This window comes from Arthrobacter sp. PL16 (assembly GCF_035985055.1).
Lineage (GTDB): Bacteria > Actinomycetota > Actinomycetes > Actinomycetales > Micrococcaceae > Arthrobacter_D > Arthrobacter_D cheniae.
The window spans coordinates 1-19,911 of the sequence record NZ_JAXCIC010000006.1; the positions used below are offsets into that span (position 1 = coordinate 1).

Sequence of the window (19,911 nt, forward strand, 5' to 3'; positions counted from 1 at the left end):
TTTGGTCCTGCCGATGATGACACCGAGTTCGTTGATGTGCGGGTTGCTCGGGGGATTGATTTGGGGTGCATCGCTCATGAGGATCCTCACGTGGTCCTGCAGGGCGTTGGTAGCGCGTCACCGTACCCACCCAGGAGTGGTCCGCCCGGATCCGGTATGGCCTTCGCTTCGGCTCATAACGCTTGGTGCTGCGCAGGATCCACGCCTACACCTCGCCGTTCGCAAGGTCGGTGCGGGCCTTGGCGTAGGCACCGGTGATGTAGTCCTCGAGTTTGGTGCGTTCGATGCGCCACTGGCCTCGGCCGCCGATCTGGATGGCCGGCAGGTCTCCTGAGGCGATGAGTGCCCGGATGGTGTTGTGCTTGGTGTTCAGCTCGTCGGCTACCTGCTGCAAGGTGAGGAACCTCAGCGCCCTGGGCTGCCCCATCGTCCTGAGGTTGGTCTGTCATATACCCACCATTTCAGGGGCAAAGCACGCCGAGGCTCACTGACGCCTTAAGAGGTGGAAGTGGGTCCAGCACCATGAACTGCTCCCCCGGAAGTCACGCCGCTCTGTACAACCCCGAACCCTGCTGAACCCGAAACCACAAGGCCGGAACGAGGGCAAACACTCCCTGACTGATCCAACAGCCAGGGCTCAAGCACTACGGCGATGCTTGCGGTAACAATGGGGCATGATGGCGCACGGTGAGTAAACACAAGGGAGCACCGGGTGGAAGGCAGACGGAGTTCAGTTCGTGGAGCGGACGGCGTGGACATTGGTCTTCTGACCTGCGGATCCGGGCGGCCGTTGCTTCTTATCCATGGCGGGATGGGACGCCTTGAGCGCTGGGAGCCGATGTGGCAACTACTGACCGACCAGTGGCGTGTGACCGCGATGGACCGCCGCGGGAGGGGTACCAGCGGGGACAGCGAACCGTATCTGGGCAGCAAGGAAAGTGCCGATATCGCCCATGTAGCCGCCGCCTTGGCTCACGAGCATGGCGGTGCCATCGACGTGTTCGCACACAGTATTGGCGCAACCTTCGCTTTGGGAGCTGCCGCCTCGGCTGCTTTTCGCCGCCTCGCCCTCTATGAGCCTCCTGGCCCACTGACCGTTGCCGGCGGGTGGGTGAACCGCGTCTCGGCCCTGGTCTCCGAAGGCCAAACTGGCAGGGCTGCATTCAGTTTCCTCACCGAGATCATTGGTCTGAGCGCGGAACAGGTGCAGTCGCTTCGAGATTCACCCCGAGATATGGATGTCCTGCCCATTGTCGCCGCGACGATCGAGCGCGAAGCCCGCGCCCTGACAGAGGTCGATCTCGTCTCCGCGGCCCAAAAGGTGACGTCTCCAGTCATGCTCCTGCTCGGTTCCCGCAGCCCTCACTGGGCACACGAGATCACCGGCTCTCTCGCAGACAACCTTGCTTCAGCCCATGTCGTCACCCTCCCGAACCAGGGACATGAGGCTATCGATCATGCTCCCGGCCTCGTCCTGCACGAGCTGGAAATTTTTTTCAACAACTAGCTGCGAGGCCCACCCGGCATGTCAGCCCGGGGCCGAGAATGATGGTCACCTGAAGCCATTCACTGAGTCTCCCGGGCTTTCACTCGTCCTCCTAATAACTCCCCTACTTGTCGCCGTACGGCTCCTCCGATACCGGTCAGAGAATGCTCAATCAACTTCTGCTGCGAGATCTCCTCGGCCTCAGCCACCCGCCGTGTGCGTCGCTGCGCCGGCAATCGGTTAGTGCTGGCGGCGAACAGTTCCGCGTGGTCCTGGTAGCCATTCCTTTGATGATTCTTGGAGTGAATTACAATCGTCTCTGTTCCCCTCCGGCGACACCACTGCACCGGACCTGTACCGTTCGATGAGTGAAAAAGAGTCGAATGAAGAGGATCGACCGGGCGCTTCGGCAGTCGATGTCCGACGCCACTCCGGTCGCCATACGCCGATCGGTTGAACGGCACGAAACCCAGCAGGGCGTCGTCCTTGCACTGAGCGATGAGTGGGCGCTCTTTGCCAACCTCAACGATGCCGTCATCCTCAACGGCTACGACGTCGTTCGCCGGGCAGAGATCATCCGTGCCTGGCACAAGCCACTCTTCGCCGACTACCTGACCCGCCACAACGTATGGCCGCCGACGGCACCGCAAGGAATCGACCTTACCGATACCCGCACTGTCATCGAGTCGACCTCCGTGTCGACCGTGGCCTCCATTGCCTGCGAGGAGAAGCATGCCCAGAAGCTGCTGATCGGCTTCGTCGCTCAGTGGCGGAAGAAGAGTCTGTGGCTGCGCACGATCGACACCGACTGCCAGTGGGAGGACTTCGATGTGAAGCTCCGTCTGAAGGACATCACCCAGGTCAGTTTCGGCAGCGCGTACGAGAGAGCTGTCCTCGAGGTGGCCGGCCCGTTCCCGTCCCGGAATTCCGAGGGTGCGGTTCCCGCGCGTGCTTGATCAAGCCCGCTGCTCGTTAGTCGATCTGGCTTCTCGACAACCCTGTCCCGCTGGCTGGCTCACGGTTTACGGTTTACGGTTCAGGGTTCACGGCAGAACGTCGTAGACATATCAGGACTGGATGCGACGAGGAACAGCCTGGCCCGAACAGGGCCGGAGCGAAGCGAGAGGACCGCTCAGAGCTTGTGATTGTAACTAGGCTCGGTGGGCGTGTACGGGGCAGTAGTAGCGGCCGACGTCGACGGTAATCGTCCGGTACACCCAGCCCTTGGGTAGGGGCTGCCCTCATCGTCAAGTTTGATAGTGGCGCGGCAGATGCAGCACTGCGCCAGGGCTGGCCTATCCACGCTCTGGTGCGGGCTGATCGAAGCGTGCACGGACTTCGTTCACAGGCAGCTGCAGCACCGTCGCTATCTCAGACCAGGACACGCCCTCATTGCGCGCGAGTCTGACAGCGGCCACCATCTCACGTTCCGCGCGCTCGAATTTCGCCTGCTGGCCTTTCAGGAGATCGCGCCATCCCTCGATGAGCCACCCCCGCCCAAACATGTCCTCGTCGTCGGACAACTCAAAGCAGTCACCGAGGAGCCGATAGGAGTTGAGCATCCTGGCAGCCCCGTGGGGCGTGAGGCTGTCGAAATCATTGGTGCCATTCGGGCCGGTGTAGGGCGTGTTCCTCATCGTGCGACTCCTCATGCTCTGATTGGCCGGAAAACGGTCGCCCGGGGTACAACTATGGGGAAGGTCCAGCCGCCTACGTGTTTCCCCCATTCACGTAGTCCGCTGGGCCTTCACTCATCTGGGAAAGATCCTGCTGGTAGTGCCTTATGGCCTTTACCGTACTTCTCTGCCAGCTCGGCCCGGCTGTAGGTCTGAACAAAGTCCTTCCACTCGGCTGGCGGCTGGAACCTGTTGGATAAGCTCTCCGGCGGACAGCAACAAAAGATTCAACTCGCGGTGACGATCATGAACGAGCCCGAGCTGTTGATCCTGGGGCTTGATCAGGCCGGCGTTTGACCGAGGCGATTGATGATGGCGATCTGCTGCTCGCGGAGAACCTGGTCGGACACAGCCACGGAGGTGACCCCACCGGAAAACATCCCTGATCTGAGGGACCACCGGTTGATGCCTCTTGACGATCAAGAGGTCCATCCTTTCCTCAGCCCAACGTGCGCTCTATGTCTGGTCTGGGTGCGGTCATCCTTGCGCTGGATCGCCCGCCGCACTACCCGCCGGGCAGTGCATCGAAGGGACAGGGCGCACACTAGGGGTACCTAGCTGTTATCGGACGCGGCACGTGAAATCTCACTACGGCACTGCAGCAACCCGACATAGGAGTATCACCATGAACACCAGCAACACCTCACCCAAACCGGTCATTGTCGGATACGACGGCTCCGACGGATCCCAGCGGGCCGTGCGTTGGGCGGCCCGGCATGCCTCAGCAACCAAGGTCCCCCTGCTCGTCGTCCACTGCTCGACATGGCCGCTCTTCACCCACAATCTCGGCCCGGTGGAGGGCATCAAGGACAGCGGTTTGCAGCACGAAGCCGAAAAGACGCTTGCTGAGGGCTGCGAACTCGCCGCACAGGCCGCGCCCCATCTCGAGATCACACAACGCCTCCTCACCGGCTTCCCGGCCGAGGTACTGACCAAACTCTCGGCAGACGCCTCGTTGCTCGTCACGGGAACCCGGGGGCTGGGTGGTTTCGCAGGATTGCTCGTGGGGTCCGTCAGCCTGCACCTGGCAGCTGGTGCATCCTGCCCGATCATGATCGTGCGCGAAGACCAGCCCGACCAGGACAAGGTCCTGGTCGCCGTGGATGGGTCACCCGAGAGCGACCGCGCAGTGCTTCAAGCCGCGGACCTGGCAGAAACCCTGAACCAGCCCCTCCACCTTCTTCACGTACTCCCTCACCGCCGGCACCTGAAGGACGTCGCCGTCGACGCCGAGCGCGACCCCATCATCCAGCAATCCTTCAACCTGCTGCCGACCGACACGAAACTCACCATCACCGAGGAAACCACGACGGCCACCTCGACACCGAAAGCGATCATAGAGCGAGCCCGCACCGCATCCTGCGTCGTGCTCGGAGCCAAAGGCCGCAACACTCTCGGCGCCCGACTGGGATCCACGGTCCACGCCGTCCTGCACCACACCAAGGGCAACGTCATCGTCGTACGCTGATACACCCCTTCTTCAAGGTGGCCGGTCAGTCGAAGGCCGCACTGGTTACTCGCTCCTGGGTGTGAGGGGGCCTGTGCAGCAGGACAAGTCAGCTTCGGTCCTCGGCCCCCTGGTCGGCGATGCAGAAAACCTGCGCGAGAACCTCCTCGCCTCTATCAAGGCGTTTTCCGACAACGTCCGTGACATCTTCACCCAGTACAAAATCGAGGACCGCATCGAAGAACTGGAGGAGAGCAATCTCCTCCTGCTTGTCCTTCAACGGTTTGCTGAGGTCGATCTCCACCCCGCACCGCAGGACCACGTAAGGCACCTAGACTGGCGACGGGCCCGGCCACCAGGACGGGCCGGTGGAGTGAGGACGGACATGCGATGACGGTGCTGATAGCGGGCTGCGGGGACCTGGGCACCGAAGTGGGGCTGCGGCTGGCGGCTCGCGGAGAGCGGGTGATCGGGTGGCGCCGCTCACCCGGACGCATCCCCGAAGGCATCGAGGGAAGAGCCGCCGACCTGACGCAGCCGCTGCCACCGATCCCGCAGGACACCGACGTCGTCGTCATCGCGACCGCCGCCGGTGACCGGAGCGAGGCCGCCTATCGCAGTGCGTACGTCGACGCCACCCGCAATGTACTGGACGCCCTCGAGCGCGACGGCGTGACGCCCCGGCGCATCCTCTTCGTCTCTTCGACGGCGGTCTACGGCGATGCCGACGGCGGTTGGGTCACTGAACAGTCACCCGCGGAGAGTGCCGCGCCGACGGCTCGTCTGATCAGGGAGGCCGAGGAAGTGCTCCTGGGCCGGACGGACCGCGGCACCGTCCTCCGGCTCTCCGGCATCTACGGGCCCGGCCGCACACGCCTGATCGACCAGGTGACAGGGGGAAGCGCCGTCCTCCCGTCCGAACCGCAGTGGACCAACCGCATCCATCGCGACGACGCCGCCGCCGCGATCGTGCACCTCGTCCTGGACGTCCATGCACCCGCTCCGATCTACCTCGGCAGTGACGAATTACCCGTGGACCTCGGCGAGGTGCTGCAGTTCCTGGCCGCCGAGCTCGACCTGTCGGAGCCGCCGCGCGGTGTGACGTCGTCGAGCCGGGGCGGAGCCCGCCGCGTGGACAGCGGCCTGCTGCGGTCCACCAGTTTCGCCTTCTCCTACCCGACCTACCGGGAGGGCTACCGGGCGGTGCTGGCAGGAAAGGGCGTCAGGCACCCGTAGCCGGGCCGGCGGGGCGCAGGACCTTGGCCTGAGCCGTCAACCGACCGAGCCGCAGGAGCGACCAGACGAAGATGCTGACCACGAGCAGGTTGCGCAGTGTGAGCAGGACGGCGACGGCGGGATCGAGGTCGTAGCGCAGGGCGTCGTAGAAGATCGGGTACACGAGGGTGGTCAGGGCGGCGGTCGCCAGCATCGCAACAGCCGGGTAGCGCCACTCGGACGCACGGTCGAGCACGAGGCCCACGGCGATCACCGCCGTGATCCACAGCATGAACTGCGGGGAGCCCACCTTGTTGAACACCACGAGGGTGCTCACGAGCGCCAGCGATCCCGTGGCGAGCAGCGCTCCGGCCGGCGCGCCGCGGTGCAGGGCGATCGCGAGGAAGGCCGCGACCAGCAGCACGGACAGGACGAGCAGCGGGGTCATGAGGTCCCCGACCAGCCCGCTCAACGCGCCCCGGACCTCCATGGTGTTGATGACCTCGTCCTCGAAGAAGTAGGCGCCGGAAGTTCCCGTGATCGCCTGCCAGACTCCCGGCGTGCTGAGCGGCGCCTCGAGCTGCATGCCCCGGGCACCCTGGGCGCTGAGGAAGCCGGTGAGGTTGCGGATGTCGCCGAAGACCGCGACCACGACGGCGATCCCCGCGCTCACCGCGACACCTGCGCCGACGATGCGCAGCCTCCCCTGCCGGACCACGACGAGCGCGGCGAGGACGACGGCGGCCGGCCACACCTTCATCCAGGTGGCGGCGCTCAGCACCAGGGACGCGACGAAGGGACGCGCGGCGACCAGGAGGAGCGCCGTGATGACGAGCGGCGCCGTCAGGCCGTCGATCCTGCCGACCGCGACGGGCCCGAGGAGTGCGGTGGCTGCGAGCCACCAGTATGCCGCGGTGAACGACGACGCGGTGCCCCGCCGGACCAGCGCCGCGGTGCCGAGCGCGTTCAGCCCGGCGAAGAGGACGAACCAGGCCAGCTGGTACAGGTAGGGCCCGAACGCGCTGGCGAGCACCATCGGCACGAGTGCTCCCACGGGGTAGACCCACGCCGTATCGATACCCTCCCAGACGCCGTCGTCCAGGGCACTGTAGGCCCACTCGCGGTAGAATCGGATGTCGCTGAGCACTCCCCCACCGATGATGAACGGGAGCAGCCGTGCGAGGAAGCCCGCGTGGATGATCGCGAAGAACACCCAGACCGAGGACGCGGTGTTCCGGGACTCCGGACGGGGCAGGCGGATGCGCACGGGTTGCTCCTGGTCAGCGGGGTGGCGGCAGCGGCAAGTCTCTCACCCCCCGCGGCGCCCACGCCAATTCCACCGGAGTGCCGGAACCTCAGCCGCCGCCCGCACGAAGACCGAGTTGCTGGGCGATCCGACCGACCGCGTACCCGAAGAGCGCATCAGTATCCGCGAAGGTGCCCGCACCGTATTGCCCGAAGACCTCGAACGAGACGGCTCCGAAGAGCGCAGACCACGCCTGGACCGTCGCCGCGACCAGGGTGTCGGGAGTAGCAAGGAACAGCTGATCCCGGATCGCCTGGAAATCCGCCTCCAGGCCGGCCGGCACGGTTCCACCGACCTCTTCGAGCTCCCCTGACCGCCAGGCGTCGTCCATGATGCGCGCGAGCAGTGTGATGACACGGGTCCCCTGGGCGGTGGTCCGCTCCGCCGGTGCCGCGTACCCCGGCACGGGGCTGCCGTAGAGCAGCGCATAGCGTGATGGCTCGCGTACCGCCCAGGCCCGCACGGTCAGTGCGAGCGCAGTGAAACGGTCACCGGCGCCGGCTCCGGCCGCCTCCACGGCGGCGTCCACCTGGTCCCCGAGTTCCGTGTAGGCGTCGACGACGAGGAGCGTGAGCAGCTCGTCGCGGTTGGCGACGTAGCGGTAGATGGCCGACGACACGACACCCAGCTCGCGGGCGACGGCACGCAGTGAGAGTGCGGCCGCCCCCACCTCGACGAGCTGCTGACGCCCGATGCGGGTGATGTCCTCGAGGGTCTGTTCGCGGGCACGTTCCCGGGGGGTTCCTGGCATGGGGCCACTTTCGCACCTTTTTGAGAGCAGCGTCAACTTATGAGAGCACCGCTCTTGACAGGGGCGCGGACGAGGGTCATCGTTGATCGAGAGAGCGCTGCTCTCGCTTCTCCGTCCCTCCGTCGAAAGGCCCCATCATGACCCTCTACGTCGTCACAGGAGCAGGACCCGTCGGCTGGACCGTCGCCGAGCAGCTTGCGCAGAGCGGCAACACGGTGCGCATCCTCACCCGGTCCGGCACCGGTCCGGATCATCCAGATATCGAGAAGCTGCGCATCGACGCCTCCGACCCCGTGGCCCTTGCCTTCGCCGTGCAGGGAGCAACCGCGATCTTCCACTGCATCCACGGCAGCGCCTACAGTGCGGCCGCCTGGCAGCGCGAACTCCCGGCGGCGGAAGCCGTGGTCCTCGAGGCCGCGCACCGGGAGGGCGCCGTCGTCGTGTTCCCCGAGAGCCTCTACTCCTACAGCCGCCCGGACGCCATCATGACCGAGGACAGCGAACGGTCCGCCGACGGCGGCAAGCGCGGAGTCCGCACGCAACTGCTTGCCGCGCGGGCGGCATCACCCGCCGACACGATCTCCGTGGTCGCATCCGACTTCTACGGCCCCCGGGTCAGGACCGCGCACGCCGGCGACCGTATGGTGCCGGCAGTCCTGAAGGGATCGCCGATCCAGCTCCTCGGCAGCCCCGACGCACCCCACTCCTTCACCTACATCCCCGACCTGGCCGCTGCCATGATCGCCGCCACCCATCTGCCGCGGACGTCGAACCGCGTCCTGCACGCTCCGACGCTTCCGGCCCTGTCCCAGCGCGCCCTCGTGTCGGCCCTTGCCGAGGACGCCGGCGTGGTCGCACCCAGGCTCACCGGCATGCCGGGCTGGCTGGTGCGGGCCCTCGGCCTGGTTCTGCCCTCCATGCGCGAACTCGCGGAACTCGCCTACCAGTTCGAACGCCCGTTCGTCATGGACTCCTCCGCCTCCGAGGCACTCCTGACACTGACTCCGACGCCCTTGGACGAGGCCGTCGCCCGGACGGTCCGGTGGTGGCGGGCCGAGCTGGCCACGGCTCAGGTGAACGCCGTGTCGGATCAGCGGCTGGTGCCGGACGGGACATAGCCCAGCGCCTTGTCGACGACGCCCGGCAGCGGCTCCCCCGCCATCCACAGCAGGAAGTTCCGCTCGAACTGCGCGGCGAGGTCATCGAGCCAGGAGTCGGCGTTGCTCGCCATGTGCGGTGTCACCAGCGCCGATGGCAGGGACCACAGGGGATGTCCGGGAGGCAGCGGCTCGACGGCGAACGTATCGAGCACGGCGCCGGCGAGCGTCCTGTCGGTCAGGCTGCGCACGAGGGCTTCCTCGTCCACGAGCCGGCCGCGACCGGCATTGATGAGGACCGCATCGGATGGAAGGGCGTCGATGACACGTGCGTCCACGAGGTTCTCGGTGGCCGGTGTCAGGGGCGCCACGAGGATCAGCCAGTCGACTTCACCGACCACGCCGGCCAGGTCCGCCGACGCGTGCACCCGCCCGAAGTCGTCGTCGTGCTTTCTGGCGGTGCGTCCGACACCCTCGACGTGCACGCCGACGGCTCGCAGCAACCGGGCCGTGTGGCGGCCGATACTGCCCGTCCCGACGACGAGGGCCCTGGTGCCGGCGATGATCCTGCCCTCGCGCCAGCCCCACAGGCCCTCGTTCTGCTGGTCCCGCAGGGGACCGAAGCCCTTCGCGGCGTGCAGCATCGCCCCGAGCACGTATTCGGCCATCGGCTGGTCGAAGATGCCGTGCGCGTTGGTCACGACGACGTCGGAGGCCACCAGCTCGGGGAACAGGAGCTTGTCGACGCCGGCCGCCGCGACGTGCAGCCAGCGCAGCGACCCGGCCGCGTGCCACGCCGCGGGGAGGGCACCGGAGAAGTAGTCCCACAGGTAGAGCACGTCGGCACCGGCGAGAGCCTGACCGAGGTCGGGCGCACGGGTGATGCGTACCTCGGCGAGTCCGGCGACGCGCTCGAGGCCGCGCACGGCACGGGTTCCCTCCAGCACCGCGACCACGGGACGCCTAGGCACCGGGCTGCTCCGTGCGGTGGCCCACCGGCCCTGCCTCGGGCACCGCGGCGTCGTCGGGCGGAGATCCGCTCGGAGTGCCACCGGCCCGCATACTGGCCGGTACCGCGTCCGGATCACCCGAAGCGACACCGGTCTCCGGTCTGTTCTCGATCGACTGGTCACGCAGGTACCGCAGCACCACGATCGCGACAGCCGTCGTCGGGACCGCGAGGAAAGCGCCGATGATGCCGAACAACGTACCGCCGGCCGTGACGGAGGCCAGTACGACGGCAGGGTGGATCTCGAGGGTCCGTCCCACGAGCAGGGGCTGGATGAAGTTGCTCTCGAGCTGCTGCACCAGGACCACGAGCCCCAGCACGGCTAGCGCACTCACCCAGCCGTAGGCGAGGAAGGCGACGAGCGTCGCGACGAGGCCGGACACGATGGCCCCGACCACCGGGATGAACGCCGAGAAGAAGACGAGTACCGCCAGCGGGAAGGCGAGCGGGATGTCCATCAGTGCCAGGCCCAGTCCGATGAAGACGGCGTCGACGAAGGCCACGGCGGCCTGCGCGAGGATGTAGGAGGAGAGCGCCTTCCAGGTTCCGCCCGCGATCATGGAGGCGTGCCCGTAGGCGGTGGAGTTCGTCCAGCGCGACGCCCACGGCATGAAGCGGTCGCCGTCCTTCAGGCAGAAGAACGTGAAGACGAGGGCCAGCAGCACGACGACGGTGCCCGAGGTCAGTCCGCTCAGGCCCGTGGTGATACCGGTGACGACGTTGCCGACATTGGCCTGGAGCTGCGCGAGGGCCGTGTCCACGATGGTGTCGAGGTTCGCCGCCTCGAAGTTCAGCGGCGGACCGGCCGCGAACTCGGCGAGATCGGCCACGTTGTCCCGGGCAAGGCCCGAAAGCTCCGTGATCCCGCTCCCGATGGCCGGGATGGTCAGTGCACCGATCCCCACGACGACCCCGATGAATCCGAGGAGCGTCACCACGGCGGCAAGGACCTTCGGGAGTGCGCGCCGCAGGAACCGGTTCACCGGCCAGAGCACCGAGGCGAGCAGCAGGGCGAGGAGCGTGGGCAGGACGATGGACCAGAGCGCCTTCGTCAGGTACCAGAGGACCACCAGTCCCGCGAGGACGATGATGCTCCGGCCCGTCCACGCCGCGCTCACCTTCAGGCCGTCGGCGAAGGCGTGCGGCCGGAAGCGCCGCGCGACGGAGGACCCGTGCGACTCTCGAGCATGGACCACGGGCGTCGGCCTCCACCGCCGCCGGGCTGGGCTACGGGAGTCAGGCGTGGTGGCGTCCGTGCTGGTGGAATCTGCGTCTGTCACGTAGCCATCCTGCCCTAGTCCGGAGCGCGCGGGCAGGACGTGGCGGACGACGGCACTCCTTGCGGCGGCCCCTCGCCTCCCTCGTCCGTGCAGGCGGCCCGGACTAGGGTGGGAGGAAACCCCCGACGCCAGCAAAGGTGACCCATGCGATACGTGAAACTCGGATCCACAGGCCTCGACATCTCCCCGCTCGCCCTCGGTTGCATGAGCTACGGCACGCCGGATCGCGGCAACCATGCATGGACCCTGCCCGAGGAGGAGAGCCGGCCGCTCATCAAGGCCGCCGTGGACGCCGGGATCAACTTCTTCGACACGGCGAACGTCTACTCGGACGGCTCGAGCGAGGAGATCGTCGGGCGCGCGCTGGCCGAGTTCACGCGCCGCGAGGACACCGTGATCGCCACGAAGGTCCATGGGCGCATGCACGAGGGACCCAACGGCGCCGGGCTGTCCCGCAAGGCGATCATGGCGGAACTGGACAACAGCCTCCGTCGGCTCGGCACCGACTACGTGGATCTCTACCAGATCCACCGATTCGATCCGGCGACTCCGCTGGAGGAGACCCTCGAGGCCCTGCACGACGTCGTGAAGGCGGGCAAGGTCCGCTACCTCGGTGCGTCCTCGATGTATGCGTGGCAGTTCTCGAAGGCGCTGTACCTGCAGCGCATCAACGGCTGGACCCGCTTCGTGACCATGCAGGACCACTACAACCTGATCAATCGCGAGGAGGAGCGCGAGATGTACGGTCTGTGCGCGGACCAGGGCATCGGCGTCCTGCCCTGGAGTCCCCTCGCGCGCGGCAAGCTCGCGCGTCCGTGGGACGAGACCACGTCGCGCTCCGCGTCGGACCAGTTCGGCAAGACCCTCTACGGCACCTTCGACTCGGACCGCCGCGTCTCGGATGCCGTCGGCGCCGTGGCCGACTCCCGCGGGATGACGCGGGCCCAGGTGGCCCTCGCCTGGGTGTCGCGCAACCCCGTCGTGTCAGCGCCGATCGTCGGCGTGGGCAAACCGCACCACCTCCAGGACGCCCTCGCCTCGCTCGAACTGGACCTGTCCGAGGACGAGGTGCGCGCCCTCGAGGAGCACTACGTGCCCCACGCGATCGTCGGGTTCTGACGGTGGCGCTCACGCGGTTCGCCTTTCACGCCGGTGGCCGGACGGTCTTCGACCGGGCCGGCGCGCCGTGAGCCTCCCCCAGCATCCGGGCTTATAACGCAGCGGCTGCGGCACTTCAACTGCTTCGCTCGGGCTGGAGGTGTGTTGTACGTTGTGACCATCCTCACTCGGAAGGCATCACGATGACCATTTCCAGACGACAGATCCTCGGCGGAGCGGGCTTCCTCGCAGCCGCTGCAGCACTGAACGGCTGCGCCGGATTCTCGGGTGGTGGCAACAGCGACGGAGAGGGCGGCGGCGACGAGAACACCCTGACCTTCACCACCTGGGGCAGCCCGGCCGAGGAGGAGGGCTTCAAGCGCGGGATCGCCGCGTTCGAGGCCGCGAATTCCGGCACCAAGGTGGAGCTCAACCTCGTGCCCTACGAGCAGATCTTCCAGAACATCGACGCGCAACTGCAGTCCGACACCGCTCCCGACCTCTTCCGGGTGGACTACGGAACCATCGGCGCCTACAGCAGCCAGGACCAGCTCCTGGACCTCAGCAGCTACTTCGATACAGCGGCCGGCGAGGAGTTCCTGCCCGCGATGTGGCAGGCCATCCAGTTCGACGGAAAGCCCTTCGGCGTCCCGCACCAGACGGATACCTCCGCCCTCGTCTACCGGACTGATCTTTTCGAGCAGGCGGGGATCAGCAGTGTCCCGGACAGCCTCGACTCCGCGTGGACCTGGGACGAGTTCCGCCAGGTCGCGGAGCAGCTCCGCGGATCCCTTCCCGATGACCTCTACCCCTTCGTGTACAACTGGCAGCTCGGCGGATCCACCCGCTGGCTGAGCTGGCTGTTCCAGGCGGGCGGGCGGCTCTTCAACGACGACCTCACGGGCTCCGCCATCGAGTCCGATGCCGGCACCAAGGCCCTCGCCTTCACCCAGGGCTTCTTTACCGACGGCCTGGTGCCTCCGAGTAGCTCGGTGAAGTCCTCGACGTACGCCGACGGCGCGTTCTCCGCCGGTACAACCGCGATGGCCTTCGTCGGGAACTTCGTCCTTCCGAGCCTGGACGAGGCGATCACGGACTTCGAGTGGAGCGCCACGTACCTGCCCCGCGACGAACGGGGTGCGTGCGATCTCGGCGGCAACGCCCTCGTGGCCACGAAGAACGCCCGCAACCCCGATCTGGCAGCCGAGTTCCTGAAGTTCATGACGCAGCCGGATCAGATGTCGGACTTCTGCGCCCGGGCCATGGAGCTCCCTACCCTGAACAGCCTTGTGACCACCGAGCTCGATTACCAGACGCGGCCGGACATCGCCGGGATCTTCGTGGAGCAGGCCACCACGCTCGAGCCGTCCGATGTCCAACAGCTCACCTCCCCTGCCATGGCCGCGATCAACCCGAAGCTCCGCGACGAGCTCGAGGCAGCGTTCACGCAGGGCCAGCCGGTGGACCGTACCCTGGCGAACATCGCCGCCGCCGTCGATGAGGCAGCCAGCTGATGTCTGCCGACACCTCCGCCCGCGAGGAGTCGACCGACAGTACCGGCCCCCCGCCGTCCCCGGCGGACACGTACGCCGTGAGGTCGGGGAAACCGTCCCACCGCCAGCTCGCCACGCTGACGTCCTACGGCTTCCTCGGGCCGAACCTGATCCTGCTCGGCATCTTCCTCTTCCTGCCGCTGGGCTGGGCTTTCCTGATCAGCTTCCAGGAGTCGAACGGTTTCGGCGCCAGCGGGTGGGTGGGCCTCGAGAACTACCGGCGACTGGCGACCGACCCCACGTTCTGGCAGTCGGCGCTCAACACAGCGGTGTTCACGCTCATCACGGTTCCGCTGAGCCTGGCACTCGGCCTGGGCCTCGCGGTCCTCATGAACTCGGTGCTCCCGGGGCGGAAGCTGTTCCGCACCCTCATCTACCTGCCGATGGTGATCTCGGGAGTCGCCACGGCCCTCATGGGCGTGCTGCTGTTCGACGAGGCGACGGGCATAGTCAACAAGCTCCTGCGCGAAGGCGGCCTCGGCGGAATACCGTGGCAGTCCCAGGGCTCCGCCGCCTTCGCCTCGATCGTCCTGGTGACCCTGTGGATCCGCGTGGGCTTCAACATGGTCATCTACCTCGCCGGACTGCAGGGCATCTCCCCCGAGCTCTACGAAGCCGCCCGCCTCGAGGGAGCGAGCTCCTGGCAGCAGTTCCGCTACCTCACCGTGCCCCTCGTGGGTCCCTCCACGTTCTTCCTGCTGATCATGGACGTCATCTACTCGTTCCAGGTGTTCGACACCATCTTCGTCATGACCGGCGGCGGGCCCGGCCGGTCCACCTCGGTGCTCGTCACCTACGCCTACGAGAACGGCTTCGTCACCCGCGACCAGAGCTACGCGGCGGCGATCGGCATCGTCATCTTCCTGCTCACCCTCATCTTCACGGCCATCCAGTGGCGCGGCAACCGCTCGCGCGACACCGCCGGATAGCCCCCCCGGAGCACCAGGACAGGATCCCCATGGCTCATCCCCTACCCCTCACGGGCGACGGCACCGCAACGGACGCGGCGTCGCGCGGCGCCCGTCCAGGTTCTGTTTCCCGCTCCGGCACCGGGTCGGGCAACGGGACCGGGGGCTTCGTGCCGCGCGTCAAGCGCGTATCACCGGCGCAACGGGCGTCGGCCATCGCCCGCCTCGTGACCGCCGTCGTCGTGGGCCTCGTCATGATGTTCCCGCTCTACTGGATGGTCACGCTGGCCTTCTCGCCGAACGCCGACGTCTTCAGCCGGGAGCTGCGCATCTGGCCGTCCTCGTGGACGCTCGACAATTTCCGCACCGTGTTCGGCAGCTTCCCCACCGCCACGTGGTTCGGCAACTCCGTGGTCATCACGGCGATCGTCACGGTCCTCACGGTCACCGTGAACCTCCTGGCCGGCTACGCATTCGCCAAGCTCGATTTCCGCGGCAAGGGCGCCATCTTCCTGATGGTCCTGAGCACCATGATGATCCCCGTCCAGGTGCTGATGGTCGCGCAGTTCCGCCTGGTGACCCAGCTCGGCATTTACGGCACGTTCTGGGCCGTGATCCTTCCCTCGGCAGCCTCCGCGTTCGGGATCTTCCTGGCCCGCCAGTTCATCATCGCCATTCCGGACGAGCTGATCGAGGCGGCAAAGGTGGATGGGGCCGGTCCCGTCCGGATCTTCCTGCAGATCATCCTGCCGCTGTGCAAACCCCTGATCGCCGTCCTCGTGCTGCTCACCGTCATGTACCAGTGGAATGATTTCGCCTGGCCGCTGATCGCGCTTAAGGACAGCCAGCTGTTCACGCTGCCCATCGGCCTGCTGTACCTGCGGGGCCAGTACGGTGCCGACTACGGCGCCATCATGGCCCTGGCACTGATCTCCATCACGCCGATCATCATCATGTTCCTCGCGTTCCAGAAGTACTTCGTGCAGGGGCTGGCACGCAGCGGTATCCGCTGATCGATGCGGCTGGTGTCACCACCTGCGGAAGCCTCCCTCGGTACTCAGGACCTGGCCCACCATCCAGCGGCCCTCGTCGGTCAGCAGCCAGGCGATGAGGCGCGCGGGGTCGTCCGGTTCGCCGAAGCGGCCGCCGGGGAAGTGAGCCAGGACATCCCGAAGGATCTCGGGTGGTCGGTCTGCGGTGTCGGCATCGAGATAGCCCGTGTTCACCGGTCCTGGGTTGACGGTATTGAGCACGATCCCCCGCTCCACGAGGTGATCGGCAACGGAGGCTGTCAGTCCCGCGAGGGCCGCCTTCGAGGCGACGTAGGCGATCTCCGATGACATCGGACCTGCCACCTGCCCAGAGGTCATCCAGATGACGCGTCCGCCCTCCCGCCCGTCGTGCTGGTGGGCGAAGTGCTTCGTCGCGAGGATGGTCGAGCGCGCGTTGACCTGCCAGTGCGCATCGAGGTCCTCCCAGGAAATGTCGTCCAGCCGTCCGTCCCCTCCGCTCTTGGCGTGGTTGCAGACGAGGCCGTCGAGGTGCCCGAGAGCTGCGCGGGCATCAGCGATCAGCAGTTCGCCACCGTCGGGCTGCCCGAGGTCGATGCTTCCGTGGTCGAGCAAGGCACCCTCGCGGAGGTGGCCGCGGACACCTTCGACGACGTCGTCGATGCTGTCCCCACCCCACGGCTGCTCGGCGTCGTGCGGGGCGAAGTGATGGAGGTACAGGGAGGCGCCCATACCAGCGAGACGGGAGGCGATCGCGTAGCCGATGCCCTTGCGGCGGCTCACCCCGGTGACCACGAAGGCGCGCCCTGTCAGCGGACAGATGGAATCCATGGGCCCAGCCTAGGTCGGTGCGCTTCGCTAGGCTGGAAAGACCGCTCGTCGCTTTCCAGCACCTCCCGACCCCCGAGGAATGTCATGCACTGTCTGGCCGCCCGCTCCCGCATCCTGGCCGCCGGGATGTGCCTGGCCGTCCTCGGGCTGGCCGGCTGTGCCGGCCCGGTACTCGGCGTCCTGGACCGGGACCAGACCGATCAGGACGTCCTGACCATTCAGACGGACCTCGACGGCATAGACCTCGCCTCCACCCGGTTCCTGGCCGAGCGCGACGGCGTCGAATACTTCGCGGCACGGCCGGTGGAAGGGAACGGCACCGCGGACACCGTCTGCCTGCTGATCGAGGAAGGCATCGGGGTGGGGCTCGAGTGCGCCCCACTCATGGCGGGCGAGGCGGGTGCGACCATCCGGGACAGCAGGGTCACGGCCGTGCTCCTGCCGGACGACATCGACCGCAACGACCTGGCGGACGAAGGCTTCCAGTTGCTCCACCCGAATCTCGCGGTGCGGCCTGCGGACGCCGGGTGATCCCCGTGCCGCCGGCCGGGGTCGGGTAGTCCCCGTGCCGCCGGCCGGGGCCGGATAGTCCCCGTGCGACTCGGGCTGCCGCCGGAGCCCCGCACCCGGCCCGGAAATGCTGGACACGGCCATCGCCGCCGTGCCTAGCATGGAAAGGACCGGCGGACGGGATCGAGGAGGAACCATGGCAGTTGCAGAGGACGACGGCGGCGAACTGATCGTCGGCGACGTGACGAGGACAGGCGGCCGTGCACTCGCCGTGGGCTTGTCCCACACGGCGGACGCAGAGGGCAGGCCGATGGTCGGCATCGGCTGGGTGGAACAGGATCAGCGGCTCGAGATCACCGTCGACGAAGCACGCGCCCTGCGGGACGAGCTCACACGCATCATCAGCGACGCCGAGAGCTCCTAGGCCGAGACCTGCGTCTCCCCGACCGTGATGCGGTGGTTCTCCTCGCACTGGAACACGGCGAGCGTTCCCGGCGGCACCGGCCCCTCGGCCGGCCACTGGTCCTCGCCCAGTTCCATCAGGGCGGAACCGCAGCTGGGGCATCGAGCTTCCATCGGGTACGTCCTCTCTTCGCTTCGGGCCCGGCCGGCGGAGGCAGGACCGGGACTGGGCCGGCAGCCGGAGGGCGCTCAGCCCAGTACATACCGCCCGGGCTGCCGGCGCCATCCACAGGCTGGGAACCACACGGAACTGGACGGGCGGCGGGACAGGGTCTAGCCGTTCCGCCTCACCGCTCTCAGGGCTTCGGCTCCGATCAGCCCGGCTGCCGCGATGGCCAGGACCGCCGTTCCCCAGGGAAAGGGCGGCGTGCCGGCGACAGAGCGGGTCGACGGGTCTTCTCCTGTCCGCATGATCGGCAGCAGTTCGACAGCATGCGAGGCCTTCGCGAGCGCCGAGCTGACCCGGTGCAGCACCGGCACCAGGTTCCCGGGAGCCGAGAGGATCGCGAGGTCGACGGCGTCGCGCCCCCTGTCGAGCACCGACAGCGGCAAAGCGGCCACCACGTTGCCGGGAGGCCTCCGCGCCACCACGGGGTGGGCTCGCGTGGGAGCGACTCGCCGCACCAGTTCCCAGAGCACGCCCAGCACCTGGAGCTCACGCCGGGAGACCCTCGCCTGGAGCCGCGGGAACAGGGCGTCCTCCTCGTCCCGGACGTCGTCGTCGAGCACCTCGGTCAACCGACCGAGAACATCGGCGCGCTCGGGAGAGCTGTCATCAAGCCCCTCGAGCTTCTTCACCAGCTCGTTGACCTCCTGGTGTTCGCGCTCCACCTCGAGGGTGAGCTCGCCGCCGTCGGGCAGGACCCTGCGCATGACGGGCCACAGCACGGATTCCTCTGCGAAGGCGTGCGGGAAGACCAGGCGGTAGATGTCGAGCAGCACCCCGGCCTGGTCCTCGCCCGTTGTCCCCCGTAGCCGTTCGATCAGCGCGTTGAGCTTCACGTGGTCGCGCTTCTGCCGTACGAGGACGCTGAGCGGTCCGCCGAGCTGGTCGGTGGTCTGGTCTGCAACCGAGGTGTACACGGGTTCTCCTGGTCTGGATGGTGCTCCGGATGGCGGTTCGCGGCGCCGGGCGTGAGCGGGCGCCTCCTCCATCTGAACCCCTTCATGACCGCCCGATACAGCGACCCTTGCCTCTGGTGGGCCTTCCCACCGGTGCCTATAATCGGGGATGCTCACAGCGGGCTGGACTCGCCGCCGAAGAGAAGGGCAGGCGTACCGGCCGTGGGACGGTTGCAGGACGTCGCCGATGGCAGGGCATCCTGATGTCGAGGAAGGACGTGTGGCCGTGGACCTGACGGACCAGGCAGCAGAGCTCTATGCCCTTCCCCTCGACGAGTTCATCGGGGCGAGGAACGCAGCCGCCAAGGAGGCAGCGCAGCACGGCGACAAGGACCTTGCAGCCGCGGTGCGGAAACTCCCGAAACCGGCGTCGGCCGCCTGGCTCGTCAATATGCTCGTGACCCGCAGGCGCGACGAGGTGGAGCAGGTGCTCGAGCTCGGCGCGTCCCTCAAGGAGGCGCAGGCAAGCCTCGACCGGGCACAACTCCATGCCCTCGGCCAGCAGCGACAGCGGCTTCTCACCGCCGTCGCCCACCAGTCCCTGGACGCGGCAGCCGAGGCGGGGCACGAGGTCGGACCCGCAGCCCTGCCCGGCGTGGAACAGACCCTCAGGGCGGCCCTTGCGGATCCGGCCGCGGCGGCCGCGGTGCTCACGGGCCGGCTCGTGAGGACGCTGGAAGCCACCGGCTGGGAGGCCGTGGACCTCGAGGATGCCGTCGCGGGCCCCTTCACGCCCCCGGCGCCGGATGACGACGGGGACGGCTCCCCGTCCGAGAAGAGACCCTCGGCCCCGCAGTCGGCGGGTAGGAAGCCCTCGGCCGCGGACCGCCAGAAGGCCCAGGCCCGGCTCGACGCCGCGCGGGACGCGCTGACGGACGCACAGGAGGCGGCGGCCACGACAGAGCGGGCCGCGCGGAGACTCAGCGTGCGCCGCGACGGCCTGGTGGCGTCCGTCGAGGACCTCGAGGAGCGGCTCGACGCCCTGCGGCGGGAGCTGGCCGACCTCGAGGCGGAGACGGCGCGTCGCGAAGCGGAGAGGCTTGCCGCCGAGCGGAGCGTCGAGGAGGCGGAGAGGATTGAGCGGGGTGCACGGGCGGCGTTGGAGGAGTTGTCGGCCTAGGTCGGCTCGGCCCGTCGACCAGGGAGGTCC

Annotated in this window: 22 protein-coding genes and 1 pseudogene; 13 read left to right on the forward strand and 10 right to left on the reverse strand. The window is 67.5% G+C overall.

From position 1 onward, the window contains the following. Positions 1-205: 205 nt before the first annotated feature. A complete protein-coding gene (locus RCH21_RS12490) occupies positions 206-427 on the reverse strand; it encodes a helix-turn-helix domain-containing protein (protein WP_326964645.1) in 222 nt (73 codons plus the stop codon). A 324-nt stretch (positions 428-751) separates the two neighbouring features. Between RCH21_RS12490 and RCH21_RS12495 the strand changes: the two genes are divergently transcribed. Together RCH21_RS12495 and RCH21_RS12500 are read left to right on the forward strand one after the other, a co-directional pair. After that, positions 752-1,507: an alpha/beta fold hydrolase gene (locus RCH21_RS12495; RefSeq protein WP_326964646.1), complete on the forward strand. Its 756-nt coding sequence runs from the start codon at positions 752-754 to the stop codon at positions 1,505-1,507. A 362-nt stretch (positions 1,508-1,869) separates the two neighbouring features. Then, positions 1,870-2,442, forward strand: coding sequence for a hypothetical protein (locus RCH21_RS12500; RefSeq protein WP_326964647.1), 573 nt, complete (start codon positions 1,870-1,872; stop codon positions 2,440-2,442). A 339-nt stretch (positions 2,443-2,781) separates the two neighbouring features. On the opposite strand, the gene RCH21_RS12505 is transcribed toward RCH21_RS12500, so the two are convergent. Continuing rightward, positions 2,782-3,123, reverse strand: coding sequence for a hypothetical protein (locus RCH21_RS12505; protein WP_326964648.1), 342 nt, complete (start codon positions 3,121-3,123; stop codon positions 2,782-2,784). 231 nt (positions 3,124-3,354) lie between these two features. Here RCH21_RS12505 and RCH21_RS12510 point away from each other — a divergent pair. After that, positions 3,355-3,435 (forward strand): annotated as a pseudogene (locus RCH21_RS12510) (ATP-binding cassette domain-containing protein); the annotation flags it as partial. 352 nt (positions 3,436-3,787) lie between these two features. Next, positions 3,788-4,630, forward strand: coding sequence for a universal stress protein (locus tag RCH21_RS12515; protein ID WP_326964649.1), 843 nt, complete (start codon positions 3,788-3,790; stop codon positions 4,628-4,630). Between the two features lie 88 nt (positions 4,631-4,718). Here RCH21_RS12515 and RCH21_RS12520 read toward each other — a convergent pair whose 3' ends face one another. After that, positions 4,719-4,913 (reverse strand): hypothetical protein, encoded by a 195-nt coding sequence (locus RCH21_RS12520; protein WP_326964650.1) that lies wholly within the window; start codon positions 4,911-4,913, stop codon positions 4,719-4,721. Between the two features lie 86 nt (positions 4,914-4,999). Here RCH21_RS12520 and RCH21_RS12525 point away from each other — a divergent pair, with 86 nt between their 5' ends. Beyond that, positions 5,000-5,845, forward strand: coding sequence for an NAD-dependent epimerase/dehydratase family protein (locus tag RCH21_RS12525; protein WP_326964651.1), 846 nt, complete (start codon positions 5,000-5,002; stop codon positions 5,843-5,845). On the opposite strand, the gene RCH21_RS12530 is transcribed toward RCH21_RS12525, so the two are convergent. Further along, positions 5,832-7,091 (reverse strand): glycosyltransferase 87 family protein, encoded by a 1,260-nt coding sequence (locus tag RCH21_RS12530; RefSeq protein WP_326964652.1) that lies wholly within the window; start codon positions 7,089-7,091, stop codon positions 5,832-5,834. The genes RCH21_RS12525 and RCH21_RS12530 overlap by 14 nt on opposite strands. An 88-nt stretch (positions 7,092-7,179) precedes the next feature. Beyond that, the gene (locus RCH21_RS12535) at positions 7,180-7,881 is read right to left on the reverse strand and encodes a TetR/AcrR family transcriptional regulator (protein WP_326964653.1); all 702 of its coding nucleotides are present in this window, start codon (positions 7,879-7,881) and stop codon (positions 7,180-7,182) included. Positions 7,882-8,018: 137 nt separating this feature from the next. Here RCH21_RS12535 and RCH21_RS12540 point away from each other — a divergent pair, with 137 nt between their 5' ends. Further along, complete coding sequence (locus tag RCH21_RS12540; RefSeq protein ID WP_326964654.1) at positions 8,019-8,999, forward strand: NAD-dependent epimerase/dehydratase family protein; 981 nt, start codon at positions 8,019-8,021, stop codon at positions 8,997-8,999. Here RCH21_RS12540 and RCH21_RS12545 read toward each other — a convergent pair. Next, positions 8,972-9,949: a D-2-hydroxyacid dehydrogenase gene (locus RCH21_RS12545; protein WP_326964655.1), complete on the reverse strand. Its 978-nt coding sequence runs from the start codon at positions 9,947-9,949 to the stop codon at positions 8,972-8,974. The two genes, RCH21_RS12540 and RCH21_RS12545, sit on opposite strands and share 28 nt — an antisense overlap. Next, positions 9,942-11,267 (reverse strand): AI-2E family transporter, encoded by a 1,326-nt coding sequence (locus tag RCH21_RS12550; RefSeq protein ID WP_326964656.1) that lies wholly within the window; start codon positions 11,265-11,267, stop codon positions 9,942-9,944. The genes RCH21_RS12545 and RCH21_RS12550 overlap by 8 nt, the downstream gene beginning before the upstream one ends. A gap of 144 nt (positions 11,268-11,411) precedes the next feature. On the opposite strand from RCH21_RS12550, the gene RCH21_RS12555 reads away from it, so the two are divergent. The 4 genes from RCH21_RS12555 to RCH21_RS12570 all read left to right on the forward strand — a co-directional run bounded on the left by RCH21_RS12555 (position 11,412) and on the right by RCH21_RS12570 (position 15,839). After that, positions 11,412-12,386 (forward strand): aldo/keto reductase, encoded by a 975-nt coding sequence (locus RCH21_RS12555; RefSeq protein WP_326964657.1) that lies wholly within the window; start codon positions 11,412-11,414, stop codon positions 12,384-12,386. Between the two features lie 182 nt (positions 12,387-12,568). Continuing rightward, positions 12,569-13,879 carry an ABC transporter substrate-binding protein gene (locus tag RCH21_RS12560; RefSeq protein WP_326964658.1) on the forward strand — a complete coding sequence of 437 codons (1,311 nt, stop codon included), beginning with the start codon at positions 12,569-12,571 and terminating at the stop codon, positions 13,877-13,879. Then, positions 13,879-14,847 (forward strand): carbohydrate ABC transporter permease, encoded by a 969-nt coding sequence (locus RCH21_RS12565; RefSeq protein ID WP_326964659.1) that lies wholly within the window; start codon positions 13,879-13,881, stop codon positions 14,845-14,847. Before RCH21_RS12560 ends, RCH21_RS12565 begins: the two co-directional genes overlap by 1 nt. A 29-nt stretch (positions 14,848-14,876) precedes the next feature. After that, complete coding sequence (locus tag RCH21_RS12570; RefSeq protein ID WP_326964660.1) at positions 14,877-15,839, forward strand: carbohydrate ABC transporter permease; 963 nt, start codon at positions 14,877-14,879, stop codon at positions 15,837-15,839. Positions 15,840-15,854: 15 nt separating this feature from the next. Here the strand turns inward: RCH21_RS12570 and RCH21_RS12575 are convergent, their stop codons facing one another. Next, positions 15,855-16,667 (reverse strand): SDR family oxidoreductase, encoded by an 813-nt coding sequence (locus RCH21_RS12575; protein ID WP_326964661.1) that lies wholly within the window; start codon positions 16,665-16,667, stop codon positions 15,855-15,857. An 84-nt stretch (positions 16,668-16,751) separates the two neighbouring features. Between RCH21_RS12575 and RCH21_RS12580 the strand changes: the two genes are divergently transcribed. Both RCH21_RS12580 and RCH21_RS12585 read left to right on the forward strand, forming a co-directional pair. After that, positions 16,752-17,198 carry a hypothetical protein gene (locus RCH21_RS12580; protein ID WP_326964662.1) on the forward strand — a complete coding sequence of 149 codons (447 nt, stop codon included), beginning with the start codon at positions 16,752-16,754 and terminating at the stop codon, positions 17,196-17,198. A gap of 175 nt (positions 17,199-17,373) precedes the next feature. Then, complete coding sequence (locus tag RCH21_RS12585; RefSeq protein ID WP_326964663.1) at positions 17,374-17,601, forward strand: hypothetical protein; 228 nt, start codon at positions 17,374-17,376, stop codon at positions 17,599-17,601. Here the strand turns inward: RCH21_RS12585 and RCH21_RS12590 are convergent. Together RCH21_RS12590 and RCH21_RS12595 are read right to left on the reverse strand one after the other, a co-directional pair. Then, on the reverse strand, positions 17,598-17,753 hold the full coding sequence (locus RCH21_RS12590) for a hypothetical protein (RefSeq protein WP_326964664.1): 156 nt from the start codon (positions 17,751-17,753) through the stop codon (positions 17,598-17,600). The genes RCH21_RS12585 and RCH21_RS12590 overlap by 4 nt on opposite strands. 159 nt (positions 17,754-17,912) lie before the next feature. After that, a complete protein-coding gene (locus RCH21_RS12595) occupies positions 17,913-18,722 on the reverse strand; it encodes a hemerythrin domain-containing protein (protein ID WP_326964665.1) in 810 nt (269 codons plus the stop codon). Positions 18,723-18,948: 226 nt separating this feature from the next. Here RCH21_RS12595 and RCH21_RS12600 point away from each other — a divergent pair, with 226 nt between their 5' ends. Then, a complete protein-coding gene (locus tag RCH21_RS12600; protein ID WP_326964666.1) occupies positions 18,949-19,881 on the forward strand; it encodes a transposase in 933 nt (310 codons plus the stop codon). The last annotated feature ends 30 nt before the right edge of the window (positions 19,882-19,911 follow it).

Bases quoted from the DNA above. Each gene is read 5' to 3' on its own strand.
- RCH21_RS12600 (WP_326964666.1), top strand. From the start codon at position 18,949: ATGGCAGGGCATCCTGATGTCGAGGAAGGACGTGTGGCCGTGGACCTG.
- RCH21_RS12590 (WP_326964664.1), bottom strand. From the start codon at position 17,753: ATGGAAGCTCGATGCCCCAGCTGCGGTTCCGCCCTGATGGAACTGGGC.
- RCH21_RS12535 (WP_326964653.1), bottom strand. From the start codon at position 7,881: ATGCCAGGAACCCCCCGGGAACGTGCCCGCGAACAGACCCTCGAGGAC.
- RCH21_RS12525 (WP_326964651.1), top strand. From the start codon at position 5,000: ATGACGGTGCTGATAGCGGGCTGCGGGGACCTGGGCACCGAAGTGGGG.
- RCH21_RS12560 (WP_326964658.1), top strand. From the start codon at position 12,569: ATGACCATTTCCAGACGACAGATCCTCGGCGGAGCGGGCTTCCTCGCA.
- RCH21_RS12580 (WP_326964662.1), top strand. From the start codon at position 16,752: ATGCACTGTCTGGCCGCCCGCTCCCGCATCCTGGCCGCCGGGATGTGC.
- RCH21_RS12565 (WP_326964659.1), top strand. From the start codon at position 13,879: ATGTCTGCCGACACCTCCGCCCGCGAGGAGTCGACCGACAGTACCGGC.
- RCH21_RS12540 (WP_326964654.1), top strand. From the start codon at position 8,019: ATGACCCTCTACGTCGTCACAGGAGCAGGACCCGTCGGCTGGACCGTC.
- RCH21_RS12505 (WP_326964648.1), bottom strand. From the start codon at position 3,123: ATGAGGAACACGCCCTACACCGGCCCGAATGGCACCAATGATTTCGAC.
- RCH21_RS12490 (WP_326964645.1), bottom strand. From the start codon at position 427: ATGGGGCAGCCCAGGGCGCTGAGGTTCCTCACCTTGCAGCAGGTAGCC.
- RCH21_RS12585 (WP_326964663.1), top strand. From the start codon at position 17,374: ATGGCAGTTGCAGAGGACGACGGCGGCGAACTGATCGTCGGCGACGTG.
- RCH21_RS12515 (WP_326964649.1), top strand. From the start codon at position 3,788: ATGAACACCAGCAACACCTCACCCAAACCGGTCATTGTCGGATACGAC.
- RCH21_RS12575 (WP_326964661.1), bottom strand. From the start codon at position 16,667: ATGGATTCCATCTGTCCGCTGACAGGGCGCGCCTTCGTGGTCACCGGG.
- RCH21_RS12555 (WP_326964657.1), top strand. From the start codon at position 11,412: ATGCGATACGTGAAACTCGGATCCACAGGCCTCGACATCTCCCCGCTC.
- RCH21_RS12500 (WP_326964647.1), top strand. From the start codon at position 1,870: ATGAAGAGGATCGACCGGGCGCTTCGGCAGTCGATGTCCGACGCCACT.
- RCH21_RS12570 (WP_326964660.1), top strand. From the start codon at position 14,877: ATGGCTCATCCCCTACCCCTCACGGGCGACGGCACCGCAACGGACGCG.